The organism is Streptomyces lycii, from assembly GCF_009735685.1.
Classification (GTDB): domain Bacteria; phylum Actinomycetota; class Actinomycetes; order Streptomycetales; family Streptomycetaceae; genus Streptomyces; species Streptomyces lycii.
Window position 1 is genome coordinate 31,207 of the sequence record NZ_WHPN01000359.1, and the last position, 18,338, is coordinate 49,544.

The 18,338-nt window shown below is 72.8% G+C and carries 15 protein-coding genes; 7 read left to right on the plus strand and 8 right to left on the minus strand.

Annotated elements, in window-relative coordinates; all coding sequences use genetic code 11:
* Positions 1–133: 133 nt before the first annotated feature.
* The 3 genes from GCU69_RS24060 to GCU69_RS24070 all read left to right on the plus strand — a co-directional run bounded on the left by GCU69_RS24060 (position 134) and on the right by GCU69_RS24070 (position 4,771).
* On the plus strand, positions 134–2,545 hold the full coding sequence (locus GCU69_RS24060; RefSeq protein ID WP_156207154.1) for a glycoside hydrolase family 3 N-terminal domain-containing protein: 2,412 nt from the start codon (positions 134–136) through the stop codon (positions 2,543–2,545).
* On the plus strand, positions 2,529–3,551 hold the full coding sequence (locus tag GCU69_RS24065) for a LacI family DNA-binding transcriptional regulator (RefSeq protein WP_098754920.1): 1,023 nt from the start codon (positions 2,529–2,531) through the stop codon (positions 3,549–3,551). The genes GCU69_RS24060 and GCU69_RS24065 overlap by 17 nt, the downstream gene beginning before the upstream one ends.
* A 494-nt stretch (positions 3,552–4,045) precedes the next feature.
* Positions 4,046–4,771: an SDR family NAD(P)-dependent oxidoreductase gene (locus tag GCU69_RS24070; RefSeq protein ID WP_098754919.1), complete on the plus strand. Its 726-nt coding sequence runs from the start codon at positions 4,046–4,048 to the stop codon at positions 4,769–4,771.
* Between the two features lie 205 nt (positions 4,772–4,976).
* Here the strand turns inward: GCU69_RS24070 and GCU69_RS24075 are convergent, their stop codons facing one another.
* From GCU69_RS24075 to GCU69_RS24095, 5 genes are all read right to left on the minus strand, one after another.
* Positions 4,977–5,369 (minus strand): ester cyclase, encoded by a 393-nt coding sequence (locus GCU69_RS24075; protein ID WP_156207155.1) that lies wholly within the window; start codon positions 5,367–5,369, stop codon positions 4,977–4,979.
* Positions 5,370–5,514: 145 nt separating this feature from the next.
* On the minus strand, positions 5,515–6,207 hold the full coding sequence (locus GCU69_RS24080) for an SDR family NAD(P)-dependent oxidoreductase (RefSeq protein ID WP_156207156.1): 693 nt from the start codon (positions 6,205–6,207) through the stop codon (positions 5,515–5,517).
* Between the two features lie 159 nt (positions 6,208–6,366).
* Positions 6,367–7,191, minus strand: a complete 825-nt coding sequence (locus tag GCU69_RS24085; protein ID WP_156207157.1) for an alpha/beta fold hydrolase — start codon at positions 7,189–7,191, stop codon at positions 6,367–6,369.
* A 138-nt stretch (positions 7,192–7,329) separates the two neighbouring features.
* Positions 7,330–10,080: a helix-turn-helix transcriptional regulator gene (locus GCU69_RS24090; protein ID WP_235978670.1), complete on the minus strand. Its 2,751-nt coding sequence runs from the start codon at positions 10,078–10,080 to the stop codon at positions 7,330–7,332.
* Positions 10,081–10,450: 370 nt separating this feature from the next.
* A complete protein-coding gene (locus GCU69_RS24095; RefSeq protein WP_156207159.1) occupies positions 10,451–11,353 on the minus strand; it encodes an NmrA/HSCARG family protein in 903 nt (300 codons plus the stop codon).
* A gap of 96 nt (positions 11,354–11,449) precedes the next feature.
* Here GCU69_RS24095 and GCU69_RS24100 point away from each other — a divergent pair, with 96 nt between their 5' ends.
* A complete protein-coding gene (locus tag GCU69_RS24100; RefSeq protein ID WP_156207160.1) occupies positions 11,450–12,007 on the plus strand; it encodes a TetR/AcrR family transcriptional regulator in 558 nt (185 codons plus the stop codon).
* A 319-nt stretch (positions 12,008–12,326) separates the two neighbouring features.
* Here the strand turns inward: GCU69_RS24100 and GCU69_RS24105 are convergent, their stop codons facing one another.
* Entirely contained in the window at positions 12,327–12,980 is a 654-nt protein-coding gene (locus tag GCU69_RS24105) for a hypothetical protein (protein WP_098754912.1), read from the minus strand.
* Positions 12,981–12,993: 13 nt separating this feature from the next.
* Positions 12,994–14,502, minus strand: coding sequence for an alpha/beta hydrolase (locus GCU69_RS24110; protein WP_156207161.1), 1,509 nt, complete (start codon positions 14,500–14,502; stop codon positions 12,994–12,996).
* Positions 14,503–14,775: 273 nt separating this feature from the next.
* Between GCU69_RS24110 and GCU69_RS24115 the strand changes: the two genes are divergently transcribed.
* The 3 genes from GCU69_RS24115 (at position 14,776) to GCU69_RS24125 (ending at position 17,667) form a co-directional block, all read left to right on the plus strand.
* Positions 14,776–15,957, plus strand: a complete 1,182-nt coding sequence (locus tag GCU69_RS24115) for a sensor histidine kinase (protein WP_156207162.1) — start codon at positions 14,776–14,778, stop codon at positions 15,955–15,957.
* On the plus strand, positions 15,958–16,635 hold the full coding sequence (locus GCU69_RS24120; RefSeq protein ID WP_098754910.1) for a response regulator: 678 nt from the start codon (positions 15,958–15,960) through the stop codon (positions 16,633–16,635).
* Positions 16,636–16,959: 324 nt separating this feature from the next.
* The gene (locus GCU69_RS24125) at positions 16,960–17,667 is read left to right on the plus strand and encodes a glycoside hydrolase family 11 protein (RefSeq protein WP_156207163.1); all 708 of its coding nucleotides are present in this window, start codon (positions 16,960–16,962) and stop codon (positions 17,665–17,667) included.
* A gap of 370 nt (positions 17,668–18,037) precedes the next feature.
* Here GCU69_RS24125 and GCU69_RS24130 read toward each other — a convergent pair.
* On the minus strand, positions 18,038–18,338 hold a 301-nt coding region (locus GCU69_RS24130; RefSeq protein WP_176604641.1), incomplete at its 5' end, for a cellulose binding domain-containing protein.

Here is an 18,338-nt window from a genome sequence, read left to right on the forward strand (position 1 = left end):
AGGGATGTGTAGCACGTTGTCGCCCAACGGCTGTCTGCGTACTCTCGGGCGGAGACCGCTCTCGGAGAAGCTCGACAGGGCTCGAAAATGTTTCGAGGTTCTGGAATTGAGTGCAGAGGAGGACGCGATGCCCATGGGTGAATCACCACCGGTCACGGGCCGGGGTGTGCCCCGCTGGCGGGACCCGGCGCTGCCCGTGACGGACCGGGTCGACGCCCTCCTGGCCGAGATGACGGTGGAGGAGAAAGTCGCCCAGCTCGGCAGCCGCTGGATGGGCAACGACACGGCGCGCGCGGGCGAGGACGGCGACGGGCACGCCGTGGCGCGCGTCGCGCCGATCCAGGAGGTGTTCGAGTCCGGGAGCGTTCCGCCGGACGAGGCCTGCCGGGACGGGCTCGGCCACCTCACCCGGGTGTACGGCAGCCGGCCGGTGACCGCGGTGGAGGGGGCCGCCGATCTGGTCAGGTCGCAGCACACGGTCCTGCGCGGCTCACGGCTCGGCATTCCCGCGCTGGTCCACGAGGAGTGCCTCACCGGGTTCACCACCTACGGGGCCACGGTCCATCCCGCCGCCATCGCGTGGGCCGCGACGTTCGACCCCGAACTGGTGCGCCGGCTGGGCGCAGCGATCGGGCGGGACATGCGCGCGGTCGGAGTGCACCAGGGTCTCGCGCCGGTCCTCGACGTGGTCCGGGACTACCGGTGGGGCCGCGTCGAGGAGACGATGGGAGAGGATCCGTATCTGGTCTCGATGCTCGGCGCCGCCTACGTCTCCGGCCTGGAGGGCGCCGGTGTCATCGCCACCCTGAAGCACTTCGCCGGGTATTCCGCCTCACGTGCCGCGCGCAACCACGCCCCCGCGCCGCTCGGCCGCCGGGAGCTGATGGATGTCATCCTGCCGCCGTTCGAGACCGCGATCGCGGTGGGCGGGGCCCGTTCGGTGATGAACGCGTACTCCGACGTGGACGGCGTCCCGGCGGCCGCCGACTCCTGGCTGCTGACCGATCTGCTGCGCGGTGACTGGGGGTTCACCGGCACCGTGGTCTCCGACTACGGCGCGGTGGCGTTCCTCGCCGGGATGCACGCGGTGGCCGCGGACACCGAACAGGCAGGCGTACTGGCGCTCGGCGCCGGCATCGACGTGGAACTGCCCGACACGCTCGGCTTCGGCCGGCACCTCGTGGAACGCGTCCGCCGGGGCGAGCTGCCCGAGTCCCTGGTGGACCGGGCGGTACGCCGCCTGCTCACCCAGAAGGCCGAGCTGGGGCTGCTCGACGACGGCTGGACGCCCGAGGCATCGGTGGCCGCGGCCGCCGCGACCGACCTCGACTCACCGGAGAACCGGGCCCTGGCCCGGGAGTTGGCCGAACGCTCCGTGATACTGCTCGACGAGGGCAGCGCACTGCCGCTGCTCGGCGCCGGGCGTACGGCACCGGGCCGGACCGCCGTGGTCGGGCCGTGCGCCGCCGACTCGCGCACCCTCATGGGCTGCTACGCCTTTCCCAACCACGTCCTGCCCCGCCATCCCGGTCTGGGCCTCGGCGTGGCGGCCCCGACCGTCCTCGACGCGCTGCGCGCCGAACTGGCGGACACCGAGATCGTCCACGAGCCGGGGTGCGACGTGTCCGGCGAGGACCGGTCCGGCTTCGCCGCCGCGGTGGCCGCGGCCCGCGGGGCGGATCTGTGCGTGGCGGTGGTGGGTGACCGCGCGGGCATGTTCGGCAACGGTACGTCCGGTGAGGGCTGCGACGCCGAGGACCTGCGGCTGCCGGGCGTGCAGGCCGATCTGCTCGCGGAGCTGTTCGCCACCGGGACCCCCGTGGTCGTGGTGGTGGTCTCCGGCCGCCCGTACGCCCTGGGCGAGGTGCAGCCCCGCGCCGCCGGCCTGGTCCAGGCGTTCATGCCCGGCCAGGAAGGCGCAGCGGCGATCACCGGTGTGCTGTCCGGCCGGGTCCAGCCCGCCGGGAGGCTGCCGGTGCAGATTCCCCGCCGCCCGGGCGGCCAGCCCGGTACGTATCTGCAGCCGCCGCTCGGCGGGAACACCCATGGCATCAGCAGCATCGACCCGACGCCGCTGTTCCCCTTCGGCTACGGCAGGTCGTACACCACGTTCGAGGTCGACGACCTGCGCGCGAGCGCGACCGAGATGTCCACCGACGGTGAGTTCACCGTGTCGGTGCGGGTGCGCAACACCGGTGACCGGCCCGGCCACGAGGTCGTCCAACTGTATCTGCGCGACATCGTCGCCCAGGTGACGCGGCCGGTCAGGCAGTTGGCCGGCTTCGCCCAGGTCCGGCTGGAGCCGGGCGCGAGCGCGCGGGTCCGGTTCCACGTGCATGCCGACCGGACCGCGTTCACCGGCCGGGATCTGCGGCGGATCGTCGAACCCGGTGAGACCGAGGTGCTCGTCGGAACCTCCTCGGCCGAGCTGCCCTGCCGGATCACTGTACGGTTGACCGGCCCCACCCGGGTGGTCGGGCACGGCCGGCGGCTCACCACACCGGTCGACGTACTGCTGGGGGAAGCCGATGCCGACGGACGCTAGGCGCACCACGCTGGCGACCATCGCCCGAGCGGCGGGGGTCTCGGTCGCGACCGTGTCCAAGGTGGTCAACGGTCGCAGCGACGTGGCGCCGCAGACCCGCGCCCGGGTGCAGGAACTGCTGTACCGGCACGACTACCTGGCACCCGTGTTCCGCCACACCGAGGTTCCGCAGAGCCCGACCATCGAGGTGCAGTTCGCGCGCGACCTCAGGTCGTATGCGGCCGAGGCCGTGGAAGGCATCGTCGAGGCGGCCGCCGAGCTGGGGGCCTCGGTGGTGATCAGCAAGTCGTCCCGGGCCCCGCACTGGGCCCGGGACCTGGTCTCGGCCGGGCGCCGCGCCCTCATCGGGGTCACCAGCGTGTACACCGCCGCGCACCTGGACTCGCTGGCCCGGGCCGGGCTGCCGCTGGTCGTGCTCGACCCGCTGCACCTGCCGCACAGCCGGGTCAACAGCGTCGGGGCGACCAACTTCGCCGGCGGCCTGGCCGCGACTCAGCATCTGCTCTCCCTCGGCCACCGTCGCATCGCCTACCTGGGCGGGCCGGCCATGGCCGCGTGCAACCAGGCACGCGCGCACGGCTACCGCGCCGCCATGGAGGCGGCGGGAGTGCCCGTACCCGCCGACTACGTCCGGCCCGGTGAATTCACGCACCGGACGGGCCTGGCCGGCGCCGCGGCACTGCTGGAGCTGGAGGAGCCGCCGACGGCGGTCTTCGCGGGCAACGACGAGATCGCCCTCGGCGTCATCGAGACGGCCCGCACCCGCGGCCTGCGCGTCCCCGAAGACCTGAGCGTGGTCGGCTTCGACGACACGCTCCTCGCCCGGATGGCCTCGCCGCCGCTGACGACCGTTCGCCAGCCGCTGCGGGAGATGGGCGGTGTCGCTCTGCGCACCGCCCTTCGCCTGGCCGACGGCGAGAAGGTGGAGTCCCACCACATCGAACTCGCCACGGAACTGGTGGCACGCGCGTCGACGGCGCCGGTGCGGCCCGCGTGCCGCGGCTGATGTGGTGATCCGGGCACACGCGGCCCGGCCGGCGGCACGACGCAGCCGCGGGCCACGGTTCCAGGGAGGTCCGGGCACAGGGAGGTCCGGGCACCGTGCGGTCCGGGCCGGCGGGGGAGGGCGGGAGAGGGTGGCGCGCATCGTCACCGCTGAGGGCGGCGGCCATCGTCACCGCTGAGCAAGTCGTTGGTCTCCTCCCCGGGTGAACTGAACGGGCTTCATGCCCCCGTGACGGCCGAACCGCTCGCGTCCTCCGGGCCTCGCGCCGTTTCGCCGCTGTCCGCCGGTTCGCCGGGCCGACGAGTGACCGGGGCGCCGAGACGTGTCACGAGCCGGTGGTCGCCGGCCTCCGGGGAAGGAGGAAAGCCGTGGCACCATGGTCAGCAGGAGCCCGGCGGGGAGGCCGAGCGACGGCTGGCCGGTGAGCCGGACCCCGGGTCCGCACGGCGACAGCCGGCGTCAGTGCGGGCGGATCGGCTGTTGGAGGAAGAGCTGTGCCGACCATTGCGATCGTGGGGGCGGGGCCGCAACTCGGCTTCGCCATCGGGGCGAAGTTCGCCGAGAAGGGCGGCTTCAACGTGGCACTCGTGGCGCGACGTGCATCGCAACTCGCGGCCATGGTCGACAGATTCCGGAGCGCGGGGGTGTCGGCCGCCGCGTTCCCGGCCGATGTCACCGACCGCCCGGGCCTGTCGAAGGCGCTGGCGGCCGCGGAGGAGCACTTCGGGTCCGTCGACGTCCTGGAGTACTCACCCGCCCCGACGCTGCCGGACCTGGCGGAGCGCCCGCTCGTCTCCGCGGTCGACCTCACCGTGGAGGCGGTGCTGCCCGAGCTGGAGACCTACTTCTTCGGCGCGGTCGCCGCTGTTCGCCAGGTGCTTCCCGGCATGATCGAGCGTGGTGCCGGCACCATCGTGGGTACCAGCGGTGCGGGGTCGGGCCCGATGGTCGTCCCGCAGGTCGCCGGCGCGAACGCCGCGAACGCCGCCCTGCGCAACTGGCTCCTCGCACTGAACGAATCCGTCGCCGGACGGGGAGTGCACGTCGCGCACATCGCCCTGGGCGCGCAGATCGGCAGCGGCCGGCCGGACTCGGAGCCGGACGTGATCGCCGACCTCTACTGGAAGGCCCACGTCGAGCGCGACGCCCCCGAGGTCTTCCACTACGACCTGCCCGAGGCGTTCGAGTTCCAGCTCGCCGACAAGTTCCGAACCGACTGAGTCCGGTCCGGTTGCGGACCACGCCGCGCCCCCCGCCCCCGGGCGGGGCGCGGTCGTCGTGCCGGGCGTCGCCGGCCTCGGCTCGCTGCCCGGTCCCTTCTCGATCCGCTGAACAGTGCGGGCGCCCCGGACACGGCGGAGTGCCCCGGCCGGAAGGGCGGGGCACTCCGTTCGCGTCGGGCGCTGCGCGGACGGGCCGGCCGGGTCAGCCTGCGAGCTGCTGATGCAGGGCCTCGGCGTCGTGGACGGCCGACATGTGCACGAACTTCCCGTCACGGACCCGGTAGATGGCGTACTCGACGATCTCGATCGGCTTGCCGGTGGGAGCTGCCCCGAGCCACTCCTTGGCGGGGGTGCCGGTGTTGATCGCACGGACGGCGAGGCTGTCGCCGTTGACGGCGAGCTCCTGGACCTCCCAGTGGAAGTCGGGGACCGCGTCGACAATGCTGTTCAACTGTGCGACGAGAGCCTCGCGTGAACTCGGTTCACTGTGCATGATGATCGATTCGTGCACGAACTCGTCCATGCGGTCGAACTCGCGGGCGTTGAGCGCCTCGACGTAGCGCTTGTAGAAGTCGTGCAGGTTGCTGTCGGACATGAGTCTTTCCTTTCGGGGTGGGGTGCGAGAGGCCGGCGCCGGCCGGGTGCCGTCCTCCCGGCTCAGGGATGCCGCGGGGCCGGCACGCCGGACGTCGCCGTCCGGTTCCGTGACCGGGGCCGTGGACGCCCGCGGGCGGCGTGCGTCACCAAGGGAGCACGCCGGACCGGTCGGTGACCGTGCCGGTGGGCGTGTCCGGCCCGAGGGTGGCGATGCGCACCGCCGCCTCGGCGCCCTCCTCGACGCTCTGCCCGAGGTGACCGGTGAAATCGGTCGCGGTCCGGCCGGGGTCCACCGCGTTGAAGCGGACGTCGGGGATCGTCCTGGCGTACTGCACGGTCAGCATGGTGACCGCGCTCTTCGACGAGCCGTAGGCGGCGAGCGGATACTGCGACTCGACCCGCTCCGGGTCCTGGACCAGCGTGAACGACCCGAGTCCGCTGGTGATGTTGATGACGGAGGGAGCGGTCGCCGCTCGCAGCAGAGGCAGGAACGCGTGCGTGACGCGTACCAGCCCGAAGACGTTGGTCTCGTAGACGTGGCGGACCTGGTCGGCCGTCATGTCCTCGGGCGCGGCCACCTCACCGAGAATCCCGGCGTTGTTGACGAGGACGTCCAGGTGGCCGGCCCGAGCGCGCAGCGTCTCGGCCGCCGCGCCGACCGACGCGTCGTCGGTCACGTCCAACTGGACGAAGCCGGCGCCGAGCCGGTCGGCTGCCTTGCGGCCGTTCTCGGCGTCCCGGGCTCCGATCCAGACCTTCTGGCCCGCCTCGACGAGCCGGCGCGCCATCTCGTGGCCGAGCCCTCTGTTGGCACCGGTGATCAATGTGGTCGTCATGTCCTGCTCTCCTGTACGCGTCCTTGGCGCGGGTGCCCCCGGGCAGCGGTTGCCGGGTGAGCACCCACGGGGCCGGTTCGTGGTGGTGTGGCCGCGGGCGGAACCGGTGCGTCTGTTCCGTACCGTGCGGGTGCGCTGTCCGCCGCTACCGGGCCGGTGTCAGCTCTCGATGAAATCGAGGAGGTCGGCGTTGACGGTCTGGGCGTTCACGGTGGCCATGCCGTGCGACAGCCCCGGATAGACCTTCAGGGTCGCGTTCCCGACCAGCGTGACCGCCACCTCGGCGGAGGCGGCGATCGGCACGATCTGGTCGTCGTCACCGTGCATGAAGAGCGTGGGCACGTCGATCGCCCGGAGGTCTTCGGTGAAGTCGGTCTCCGAGAACGCCTTGATGCCCTCGTAGTGCGCCTGCGCGCCACCGGCCATCCCCTGGCGCCACCAGTTCCGGATGACACCCCGGGACGCCTCCGCACCCGGGCGGTTGAACCCGTAGAACGGGCCGGAGGCGACGTCGAGGTAGAACTGGGAGCGGTCGGCGGCCACGGACTCCCGGAAGCCGTCGAAGACCTCGGCCGGCAGCCCTCCCGGATTCGACTCGGTCCGGACCATGAGCGGCGGGACCGCACCGATGAGGACGGCCTTGCCGACCCGGCCGGCACCGTGCCGGGCGACGTACCGGGCGACCTCTCCGCCACCGGTGGAGTGGCCGACGTGGACGACGTCGCGCAGGCCGAGGTGCGCCACCACGGCAGCGGCGTCCGCCGCGTAGTGATCCATGTCGTGCCCGTGTCCGACCTGGGCGGAGCGCCCGTGGCCCCGGCGGTCGTGGGCGACGACGCGGTAGCCCCGCTGGACGAAGAACAGCAGTTGGGCGTCCCACTCGTCCGCGCTCAGCGGCCAGCCGTGGTGGAACATGACGGGCCGGCCCGTGCCCCAGTCCTTGTAGAAGATCTCGGCTCCGTCGCCGGTGGTGACATACGGCATGGTCAGCTCCTCGTGGTCCCGCCCGGGCGCCGGGCGTTTTCGATGTCTCCACGAGAGTGGCTCGGCCACCGTGCCGACAGCCTCCGTCAGCTGACTGACATCCGGCCGGCGGCTTGCTGAGGTGGGACCGGGGGAGTGCTACGGTCCGGCCGGCGGCTCGGGCGGCAACGCCTCCAGAGCGTCGCGGAGCCCGCCGCGGGAGGTGATGCCGAGCTTCGGGAACACGCGGTAGAGATGAGACGACACCGTCCGCGGCGACAGGAACAGCCGGGACGCGATCTGCGGGTTCGACAGCCCCGTCGCCGCCAGCCTGGCGACCTCCAGCTCCTGCGGGGTCAGAGCCTCCCCCGCCCTGCCCCGGGCGGTCCGCGTCATTCCGGTGGCCCGGAGTTCCGCCGCCGCCCGGGCCGCCCACGAGCGGGCCCCCAACTCCTCGAAGCGGCTGCGGGCCGCGGTCAGCTGCGCCCGGGAGTCGCGGCTGAGTCCTCGGCGGCGCAGCCGTTCGCCGTATGCCAGATGAGCGCGGCCGACCTCGAAGGGCCACTGTTCGATGCCCGGCAGCCCGAGGGCCTCCTCGAAGCGCTCGGCCATGGACTCGGGAGCCGATGTCATCGCCGTGATCGTGGCCACGCACAGCGCCAAGCGCGACGACAGGCGGCCGAGACCTGCGTCGCGCATCGCGTCCGCGTGCCGTCGCGCCTCCGTGTGCCGCCCGGAGTGCACGGCGGCCTCGACGAGGTCCGGTGCGGACAGCACCGCCTCGTGGTTGAAGAACGGCAGCGCGCCGGGGGCGCAGATCGCCGTGGCGTGCCGGTAGGCCGTCTCGAAGTCGGCGGTGCCGAGGGCCGCCCGGGCCAACGCCTGGTGGGCGTGGTTCTCCAGCCGCCGCAGGCGCCTGGGCCCCGACCAGTCCCGGAGGTTCTCGCAGTGCTCACGGCACGTATCGAGGTCACCGCGTTGCGCCGCGGCCATCGCGGCGACGTAGTGCCCTCCTTGGGCGAACAGGTGGTAACCCGTCTCCCCGCACAGCGCGATGAGTTCGGCCGCGGCGTCGGCCGACGCCTGCCACCGGCCGGCGTACAGGTCGTCGAGGGCGAGGAAGACCAGGGCCGGCATGCTCGTCCCCACCGCGCCGCCGTCGCGTACCACCCGGGACACGGCCTCGCGACAGCCCGGGAGCCGGTCGAAGTACGAGGCGGCCAGGGCGGTGCGGACGACCACGTCGGCGTCCGTCTGGCCCCTCAGCCGCGAGATCTCCTCGTCCAGGCGGCGCAGCATGTCGTCCGTGACGGAGCGGAGGTCGTGGTGGATGCGCCCCAGTGTCGCCGCGGCGGTGGGCGATGCCTCGGGAAGCGCGGCGAGCACGTCCACCAGAGGCTGCCAGTGCTCCTGCCGGCCCGAGAACTCGCTGACGATCGTGAGGGTGAAGAGCGCGGCCTCCAGCTCGCCGTGCGGCAGGCCGGACGGGGCCTGCTCGATCGCCTTCATCAGGAGCGCGTGGGCCGCGTCGGCGTCGCCGTCCGTGACCAGCACCAGATAGCCGGCGGCCGCGGCCGCCGAGAGCGGCTGGGCCGCCGGATCGCCCTGCACCTCGCGCATGATCTCGTGCGAGACCTCCGGGTAGCCCGCGACCCAGGCGGCGGCATACGCGGCCTGCGACAGGCGACGCCTGCGGTCCGCCCGGTCGGGACTCAGCTCGGCCGCGCGCCGCAGCCTCGCGACCGCGCCGTCGGCGTCGCCGCGGCGCAGGCTGATCCGGGCCGCCGTCTCGATCGCGGCGGCGACCGCCTCGTCGGGCGCCGTCGTGGCTCTCGCGAGGTGGTCACCGCGACGCTCGGGCCGGTCCGCCAGCGCGTCGGCCAGCCGGCGGTGGGCGCTGCGCCGCTGCTCGCCGGTGGAGCCGTCGACCACCGCGGACCTGACCAGCGGATGCCGGAAGCACACGGCGCGGCCGTTGTCCGTGACCATGACCAGGTGGTCGCGCTCCGCCGGAGCGAGTCCCCCGAGCCCGCCCGGCCCGCCGGCTGTCTCGAGGACGCCGATGTCGCCGGAGCCTTCGAGAGCCGCGAGCAGCAGCAGGTCGCGCGTTCGCTGCGGCAGCTGTTCGACGCGGGCGCCGAACAGCGCACGGACATCCCGCCCGGGACCGCTCGCCCACCCGGGCCCGTGCCCGTTCCGGTCGCCGGACACGCTGGTGGACCCGGCGAACTCCAGCAGGGCGAGGGGATTTCCCTGCGCGTCGCGCGCCACGGTCGACAGGACCCGGCGGGGGAGGTGCGGAAAGCGCCGGGACAGCAGGCGCAGGGCGTCCGCGTCGTTGAGCGGCCCGACCTCGACCTCGGTCAGGCCGGTGGGACGGAAGGGTTCGCCGGACTCCGCTCGCCGGGCCCCGAGCAGCCCGATGCGGCGGCCGCCCAGTCTTCTGGCGACGAATCCCACCGCGGACCGGCTCGCCCGGTCGACGACATGCAGATCGTCGACCACGAGGAGCAGCGGCTGCTCCTTCGCGGCCTCCTCGAACAGCGACAGTGCCGCGTTCAGGACGGTGATCGGTCTCGGGGCGGGGCCGTCGCCGAGACCGAGCGCGACCTCGATGGCCTCCCTCATGGAACGCGGCAGACGGCCGAGCTCGTGCGGCAGCGACGCGACGAGCTGGTGCAGCCCGGCGAAGCTGATGTCCGTCTCGTATTCGACGCCGCTCCCGCGGACGACCCGGGTTCCCTTCGCGACGGCCAGCTCGGCGGTCGCGTCGAGGAGCGCCGTCTTTCCCACCCCCGGCTCACCGGTGAGCAGCACGGTGGCTCCGTCCGTCGCAGCCCTGTCCAGGAACGTCGCGAGCTCCCCGAACTCGCGGTCCCGGCCGACGAGCCCGGTCGGGTCGTAGCCCACGCCTGTCACTGATCCCGCCCGTCGCACATCCGCCGTGTGTCACTCCGCGTCACTCCGCCTGCCGCGCGAAGCAGTCGAGCGGCCGGCCACGCATCCGGCCTGGAAGTATGTCACCGGCGAGCGGCACGTGCGAGGGAACCCTGCCGGGGGCCGGCCCGGCGCCGGGCGTGGAGCTGCCGGACGGGCCGGCCGCGCCCGGTTCCTCCGTCACCCGGTCCGGTCGGCACGGCCCGTTGGGCGTTCTTGCGGGGAAGCCCGCGGGGAAGCTCGCGGGAGAGGGGCCGATGCCGGTGCGGCGGCCGGGGCGGAGACCTGGCCGCCGCCGGGGGAGCACACCCGGTTCACCTGTCGTCCGGGCCGGACGGCGGACTCACAGAGCGGTTTGCGCCCACGCGCGGAAGGTGGTCGTCGGTATGCCCAGGTTCGCCGCGGTCTCGGGACGCGCCGGTGCGGGATGCGTACTCATGTACTGCTGTGCCTGGAAAAGCTCGGCCATGAGGCCCTCCGTGCGGGCGTGCTCCGGGGTGACGGGCAGCTCGATCCTCGTTGCCAGGGTCTGGGACAGGATCTGTGCGATGTCGCGGAAACTCAGGACGTCGCCGGCCAGCTCCAGTTCGGTCCCGTGGAAACGCTGAGGCTCCGCGAACGCCGCGGCCGCTGCCGTTCCGATGTCGTCCACCGCGACGAAGGGAAGCCGGGCACCGGGGTCCACACCGACGAGGAGCCGGTCCGACGTCATGCCGGCGAAGTAGAACGACGGCCGGACGAAGTTCTCCATGAACGTGGCCGGTCTCAGGATCGTCCACCGGGGGAAGCCCGCGGCGCGCACGATGTCCTCGACCGCGGCCTTGCTCCGCCAGTAGTGGCGCATGTGGACGCCCCAGCGCCGCTCGTCGAAGTTCTCGACGTCGACGGCGCCCGCGCCCGAGACCGAGGTGTGCACGACGTGCTCGACACCCGCCGTGCGGGCGGCCTCGGCGAGGTTGCGTCCCTGCCGGACCTCGGAATCGCCCATCAGGTCGGCCATGTCGGGCGCCTGCACCGAGAACACCGCACGGGCGCCGTCCAAGGCCGGCGTGAGGGTCGAGACGTCTTCGAGGTCGCCGCGCACGAGGGCGGCGCCGAGATCACCGAGGGCGGCGGCGCGCTCGGAACCGGGGTCGCGCACGAGGGCACGCACCGGGACACCGGAGGCGAGCAGGCTGCGCAGCACGGCGCCGCCCTGCTTGCCGGTCGCTCCGGTGACCAGCACGAACGATGATGACGCAGCCATGGACTTCTCCCGATCGGTGAAGCGGGGGGCCACCCCGTTTGGTGTTGGCTACGATATGGGGTGCCCCTCCGTTTGTCCATGCGAAAGGTCACGTTGATGGCGAAGCAGCAGCTCAGGCCGCAGAGGACGGACTGGCGGCGCAACCACGAACGGCTTCTCGGGGTGGCCTCGGTCCTCGTCGCCCGCGACGGGGCCCAGGTCTCCCTGGAGAAGATCGCCCGCGAGGCCGGCGTGGGCTCCGCGACCCTGCACCGGCATTTCCCCTCCCGGCGCGCGTTGCTCGAGGAGGTCTTCCAGGGCATCGTCGAGCGCCTGCGGCAGCGAGCCGGCGAGTTGGCCGGCGGTGACCCCCGGACGGGGCTCGTCACCTGGCTGGAAGAGCTGACGGTCTGTGCCGCGAACACGCGCGGCCTGGCGGCATGGCTCGCCGCCGAAGCCGGCGACGGCCCGCCGGACGGAGAGACCTGTCACGTTGTCATGCGTGAGGCGGCGGCGGTGCTGGTGGAGCGCGCGCTGTCGGTGGCCGCCGTCCGGCCCGGGCTCTCCCCGGAGGACCTGCTCACCCTGGCCGAGGCTGTTTCCCTGGTCACCGAGGACGATCCGGCGGCCGCACGCCGCCTGCTCCACCTCGCTCTCGACGGCGTACGGCCCTGAGCGCCGAACCCGTCGCCGTCCCCCGCCTCGCTGTCGGAACGCGCCGGAAAGGCGGTGTCCGGGGTGGAACCCGCCTCCCTCCGGGCGGCCCCGGCGGCCCGTACGGCCTCACGGCTCCCGGCCGCGACCGTCGGCGCACGCCCGCCGGTCCGTGGTGCACGCCCGCCGGTTCCCGGTGCACGCCCGCCGGTCCGTGGTGCACGCCCGCCGGTCCCTGTGCCGGCGCGGCAGTGTGACGCTGCGCGTCCGGCACGCTGCGGCCGCTCTCCCCGCCCGCGACCCTGGCGGGCACCCACCACGACCGTCCGGCGAAGCCGGGTCAGCCCGCCCCGCCGTCGAGCAGTCGGCTGTAACGCAGCCGCAGCGCCCGCTCCGTACTGGCCGCCGCGGTGACGAGCCCGACCGCGACGTTCCCCCATGCCGGCAGGTCAATGGGCGAGGTGAACGTCCCGACGTACCGGGCGACGCCCTCCGGCGCCCGGGTGACCTGTTCGGCGAGCTGGAGGACCAGGAGGACGAGGCCGGCGGCGAGCACCGCCGAGGAGAGGAAACCGATGCAGCGGCTCAGTGCGGGATGCGCGCGGCCGAGGCGCGCGCGGCGCCCCTCGGCGGAGGCCGGGTCCGGGACGAGCTGGTGCTCGGTCCCCTCGGCGGTGACGTAGTGGCAGCGTTTGAGCCCGAAGGCGCTCGTCCCTACTTCGACGGTGCCGCCCCGGACAGGGAACACAGCAGGGACTCTGGATTCGGCGTGATGTCTGCCGTCGAGGTACAGATGGGCCCTGACGTATCCGTCCGGCTGGTTCTGATGCCTGACGTCGACGGCGTACACCGTCTGCCGTCCGTCGTCGTGCGTCAGCCGAAGACGGAACAGCGCGCGGGTCAGCATCTGCCACCAGCGGAAACGCTTCAACGGCCGCCCGTCCCCGGGCTCGACCCGCCGCACGGCCCGGCGATACCGCCACTCCTTGAGCATGCCTTCGCTCCTGCTACTTTCCGGGTTCTGCCTGCTTGCCGGGTTCCGCCGCGCAGGCGAGGTCCTGCGGCGGGCGCTGCCCGGTGGTCAGAAACGCGGTCACCGCGTCCTTCGCGCACGTGTTGGGGCCGAACGGATAGACGCCGTGGCCGCCCTGGTCGGCGGTCACCATCGTGGCCCGCCCGCCCAGCGCCCGCCGCAGCTTCAGGGCGCCGGTCAGCGGCGTCCCCGGGTCGCGCTCGTTCTGCGCCATGAGGACGTTCGACGGGCCCCGGTCACCGATGCGCACCGGCGGCTCGGCCCGCTCCTCCGGCCAGAAGGCGCACGGTCCGATGCCGGCCGTGGAGCCGCCCAGCATCGGGTATTTCAGCCGGTCGACCGCGACGTTCCGCTGGTACTCCCGGACCGTGCTCGGCCAGCGCGTGTCGCCGCATATCACGGCGAAGCGCGCCGACATGAAGTTCTCCATGTCGGGAAACGGCGGGGCGGGCGGCGGTGGCCGGTCCGTGTCGAGTGCCTGCCAGGTCCTGGCCACCAGGGGCATGTCCGCGTCGCTGTAGAGCCGGTCGAAGGTGAACCCGCGGAACGACGTCGCGTCGAAGCCCCGGACCGGTTCCGCCTCCAGCCGCTCCGCCAGCTCGAAGAACTTCGCCCTCACCTGCTCCGGCGCGGTGCCCAGACCGTACTCGGGACGCGCGGCCGCGAACGCCGCGAAGTCGGGGAACCGGTCCTCCAGCCCACGGGCGAGCAGCCGCATGGCCGTGACGTCGTAACCGCCGGGGCCCAGGTTGCTGTCGAGCACGATCCGGTCGCTGCGCTCCGGGAACATCGTCGTGTACACCGCGCCGAGGTAGCTGCCGTAGGAGGCACCGAGGTACGACAGTTCCGGCTCGCCCAGCGCGGCCCGGATCCGGTCCATGTCGCGTGCGATGTTCGCGGTGGTGGTGTGCGGCAGCATCCACGCCGTCCGCGAGGTGGCGCACTGCTCGGCGACGGTCCGCGCCTTCCCCGCCTCCCGCGCGACATCGGCCGCGGTGTGCGCGTACGGCGGTACATTGCCGCGTGCCTGCTGCTCCGGTGTCAGATCGCAGGTCACCGGCGTGCTGCGGCCGACGCCACGCGGATCGAAGCCGATCACGTCGTAGGAGTCCAGCACCTCCTGCGGCAGCCCCGAGCCGGCGAGGACGGCCGGGTAGCCGAGTCCCGTGATGCCGGGGCCGCCCGGACTCGTCAGCAGTACGCCGCGGCGCTGCGAGGGTTTCCCGCTCGCCAGCCGGGAGATGGCGATCTCGATCCGGCGGCCGTCCGGATCCCGGTGGTCCAGCGGGACTTCGAGCGTCGAGCACTCCAGCCGCGGCAGGTCGGCCGGCTCCTCCGCGGCAACCGCCGCCTGCTCCGGGACGGCGTTCTCCCGGCACGGGCCCCACCGCACGGAGTCCGGCGCCGCCGCCACCGGCGCTCTCGGTATCGCGGCCACCGCCACCGCGGCGGCGGCGAGGGCGAACGACAAGGTCCGGTGCATTCCGAGAGCCTCCTGAGGGGTGTACGGGGGAGCGCGGGACGCCGGAACGGGCGTGCCGGGCACGGCGCCGCCGCGGATCACCGCCGGGCGGACAGGTTGGCGATCGCCGTCGCGACCGCCCCGACGAGTCTGTTCGTGCGCCGCCGCCGGCACATCGGCCCGGCGGCCCGGATCACCTTCGACCGGAGTCGGGACGGAGATTCGACTCCGGTCGAAGGACACATCAGCCCCCGGTCCGACTCGCCGGCCGTGCGGATTCGCGACAATGGCCAGGTGAACACAGACGTCGCGCCACGGCTCGGGGCATGGCGGCAGAGCTGGAAGCTGGCGGCGGCAGCGGCTGCGGGCCTACCGGCCTGGCTTGCCATCGGTGTGCTGCTGCGGGGTCAGGACGCCGGGACGCGTTCCTGGTTCCTCATCGGCGATCCGCTGGTGGCTCTCGGCTGCCTGACGGTGCTCCTGTGGCGACGGCGGTTCCCGCTCACCGTCGCCCTGACGGTCGCGATCGTCTCGCCCGTGTCGGCACTCGCCACCGGGGCCGCGCTGCTGGCGCTGGCCTCGCTCTCCGCCCGGCGCCGTCCGGTGGAGATCGGGCTCGTCGGGTCGGCCTACGTGACCGCGTCGCAGCCGGCTGTCGGCATCTACCCGGTCCAGAGCCCGCCCGGCTCGTTGTGGTACCAGCTCGCGATCCCGGTACTGACCGCGGGCATCGCGGTGGCCGTGGGCATGGCCGTCGGCTCGCGGCGTGCCGAAGTGCGGTCCCTGCGGGAGCGGGCGGAGAGCGCCGAACGGGAGCAGACCGCGCGAGCGGCGCAGGCACGGGTCCTGGAACGCAACCGGATCGCCCGCGAGATGCACGACGTGCTCGCGCACCGGATCTCGCTGGTCGCCATGCAGGCCGGCGTGCTGAACCACCGCGGCGACCTCGCGGCGGAGGAGAACCGCGTGCTGGTCCGCGGCATCGCCGACGGCTCACGCCAAGCCCTGGAAGAGCTACGGGACGTCCTCGGTTTGCTACGGGCCGAGCCGGGTCACCCGGAACCTCTTCCGCCCACCCTCGACCGCATACCCGAGCTGGTGGCAGACGCCCGCACGTCCGGACTGGACGTCACGCTCACCACCACCGTGACGGACAGGCCGTCCGACGCAGCCGGACGCACCTGCTACCGGATCGTCCAGGAAGGGCTGACCAACGCCGCCAAACACGCCCCGGGCGCACAGGTCCACATCACGCTGGAAGGAAAGGCGGGCGGCGAACTCGGCGTCAGCGTCCGCAACTCACCGGCGGTCACAATGAGCGCGCGACCACCGGGATCGGGATTCGGACTGCTCGGCCTCTCCGAACGAATCGACCTCGCCGGCGGAGAACTCGACCACCGCCCCACACCCGACAACGGCTACCTTCTCACCGCACGGCTACCCTGGCCGGACGCCACCCACGAAAAGAGAACCTGAGTGGACAGCCAGCGGGAGCCGGTCCGCGTCGTCGTCGTCGACGACGAACAACTGGTGCGGATGGCGCTGCGGCTCGTCATCGACGGCGAACCGGACCTGACCGTCGTCGCGGAGGCGGCCGACGGGGACGCCGCGATCACCGTGGTGGACGAGCAGCGGCCGGACGTCGTACTGATGGACGTGCGCATGCCCGGCCGTGACGGGCTCAGCGCAACCCGGGAACTCCTCACCCGGCCGGCGCCACCGCGGGTGCTCATGCTGACCACGTTCGACTCCGACGAGCTGGTGCTCGGCGCACTGCGCGCCGGGGCCCTCGGGTTCGTCCTCAAGGACACCCAGCCGCCGCGGATTCTCGACGCGGTACGGACCGTCGCCGACGGCGAACCGGCGCTGTCCCCGGCGGCTGCGGCACGGGTGATCGCCGCAGCCACCGGCCCGCGGTCCGCTCACGCCCGCAACTCGTCCCGCGAAGCGGCGCGGAAACAGCTGTCCGCACTGACCGAACGAGAACGGGAAACCGCCCGGGCCATCGCGGACGGACTGGGCAACGCGGAGATCGCCCGGCGGCTGGGCATCACCGTCGCGACCGTCAAGGCGCACACAGGCAACCTGTTCACCAAACTGGCGGTCGAGAACCGGGTGCAGATCGCACTCGTGGTCCGCGACGCGGAGGAATGACAGCCTTCCGCCTTCCGCGCCGGTCGGACAGCGGCAATTCCTTTTGGAAATCGTGGATTTGCCGGGCTTCCGAAATGGTTTCGTCGCCGTTGACACCCATGGCGCCCCGATCGATACTTCCCGGGTCGAACAGGTGTCCCGCCGTTTCCCGTGGGGCACTCTCCGCGACCTGATACTCCGGTCGTCGATCGCACGGCAGTCAGCTCCCGGCCATCTCGTGGTACGACTCCGGTGCTCCATGTTCTCCTCTGCCACGGTCAGCCCGCCGGGGCGTATCGCGCTGTCCGGCCCCGCGCCGGCCGCACCGAAGGAGGACTCGTACAGATGGACGACAACGCCGCCCGGAACACCCCTCAGTTCGCCCGACCGAACCGCAGGAGCTTCCTGGCCCGCGCAGGTGGCGTGGCGCTCGCCGCCGGGGCCGGTCCGCTGCTGCTGCCCGGCACCGCCCACGCCCAGACCATCACCACGCCGCAGAACGGCCTCCAGGGCGGCTACTTCTACTCGTTCTGGACCGACGGCGCCGGAGCGGTCTCCATGGAGCTGAAGGACGACGGCCGTTACACCGTCGACTGGACGGACTGCGGGAACTTCGTGGCCGGCAAGGGCTGGAGCACCGGCGGCCGCAGGGTCGTGAACTGGGAGGGCGACTTCGCCCCGTCCGGAAACGGCTACCTGTCGGTCTACGGATTCACGACCAACCCGCTCGTCGAGTACTACATCATCGACGGATACGGCACGTACCGGCCCATCGGTACCGACCGCAGGGGCACGGTCACCAGCGACGGCCAGACCTACGACATCCACCGGACGGTGCGTGTCGGCCTGCCGACCATCCCGGAAAACCAGATCATGCAGCAGTTCTGGAGCGTCAACCAGGGGAGCCGGACCAGGGGCGGCACCATCACCACGGGCAACCACTTCGACGCCTGGCAGGCGGCCGGGATGACTCTGGGCAGCTTCACCGACTACATGATCGTTGCGACCGAGGGTTACCAGAGCAGCGGACGCGCCGACATCCGGCTGTGCTGAACCTCCCGCCCGGCGGCGAGACTGCCCGGTGCCTCTGCCACCCGGTCCCTCCGCCCACCCGGTAACTCCGCCACCCGGTCCCTCCGCCACCATGCCCCGGCCCGGCGGTCCGCCCCGGTGCGTGCACGCCGAACGGGCCCGCCGGGATGAGCGGCCACCGGCTGGTATGCCACCCGCAGTCGGCACCGCGCCGCTCCGCCGTTCGCGCCTCCGGTACCGCGCCGCTCCGCCGTTCGCCGGCCGCGCCGCCGATACGGCCGCACGCGACCGGCAGCGTGTCCGACCGGCTCACCGGGGCCCGGACGGTCAACGGCGCGGTGCCACGGGGCACCGCGCCGGAGCGTGGGGGGAGTGCGTGGGACCGCCGGGGTTATCCGGCGCTGCAGCTGCCGACCGACGGTGCGGTGGTGTTGGAGCCGTTGACGGTGAAGCCGAAGCTGGTGGACTGTCCGGCGCTCAGGGTGCTGTTGTGGCCGGCCGGGGTCACGGTCATGACGTTGCCGCTCCAGCTCGCGGTGCCGTTCCAGACCGCGGTGACCGTCTGCCCGCTCGCGAACGTCAACGGCACCTTCCAGTTCCGGACGCCGCTGCTGCCCCCGGTGATGGTCACCTCACCGTTGTAGCCGCCGTTCCACTGGCTGGTGGTGGCGTACTTGGCGGTGCAGGCGCCT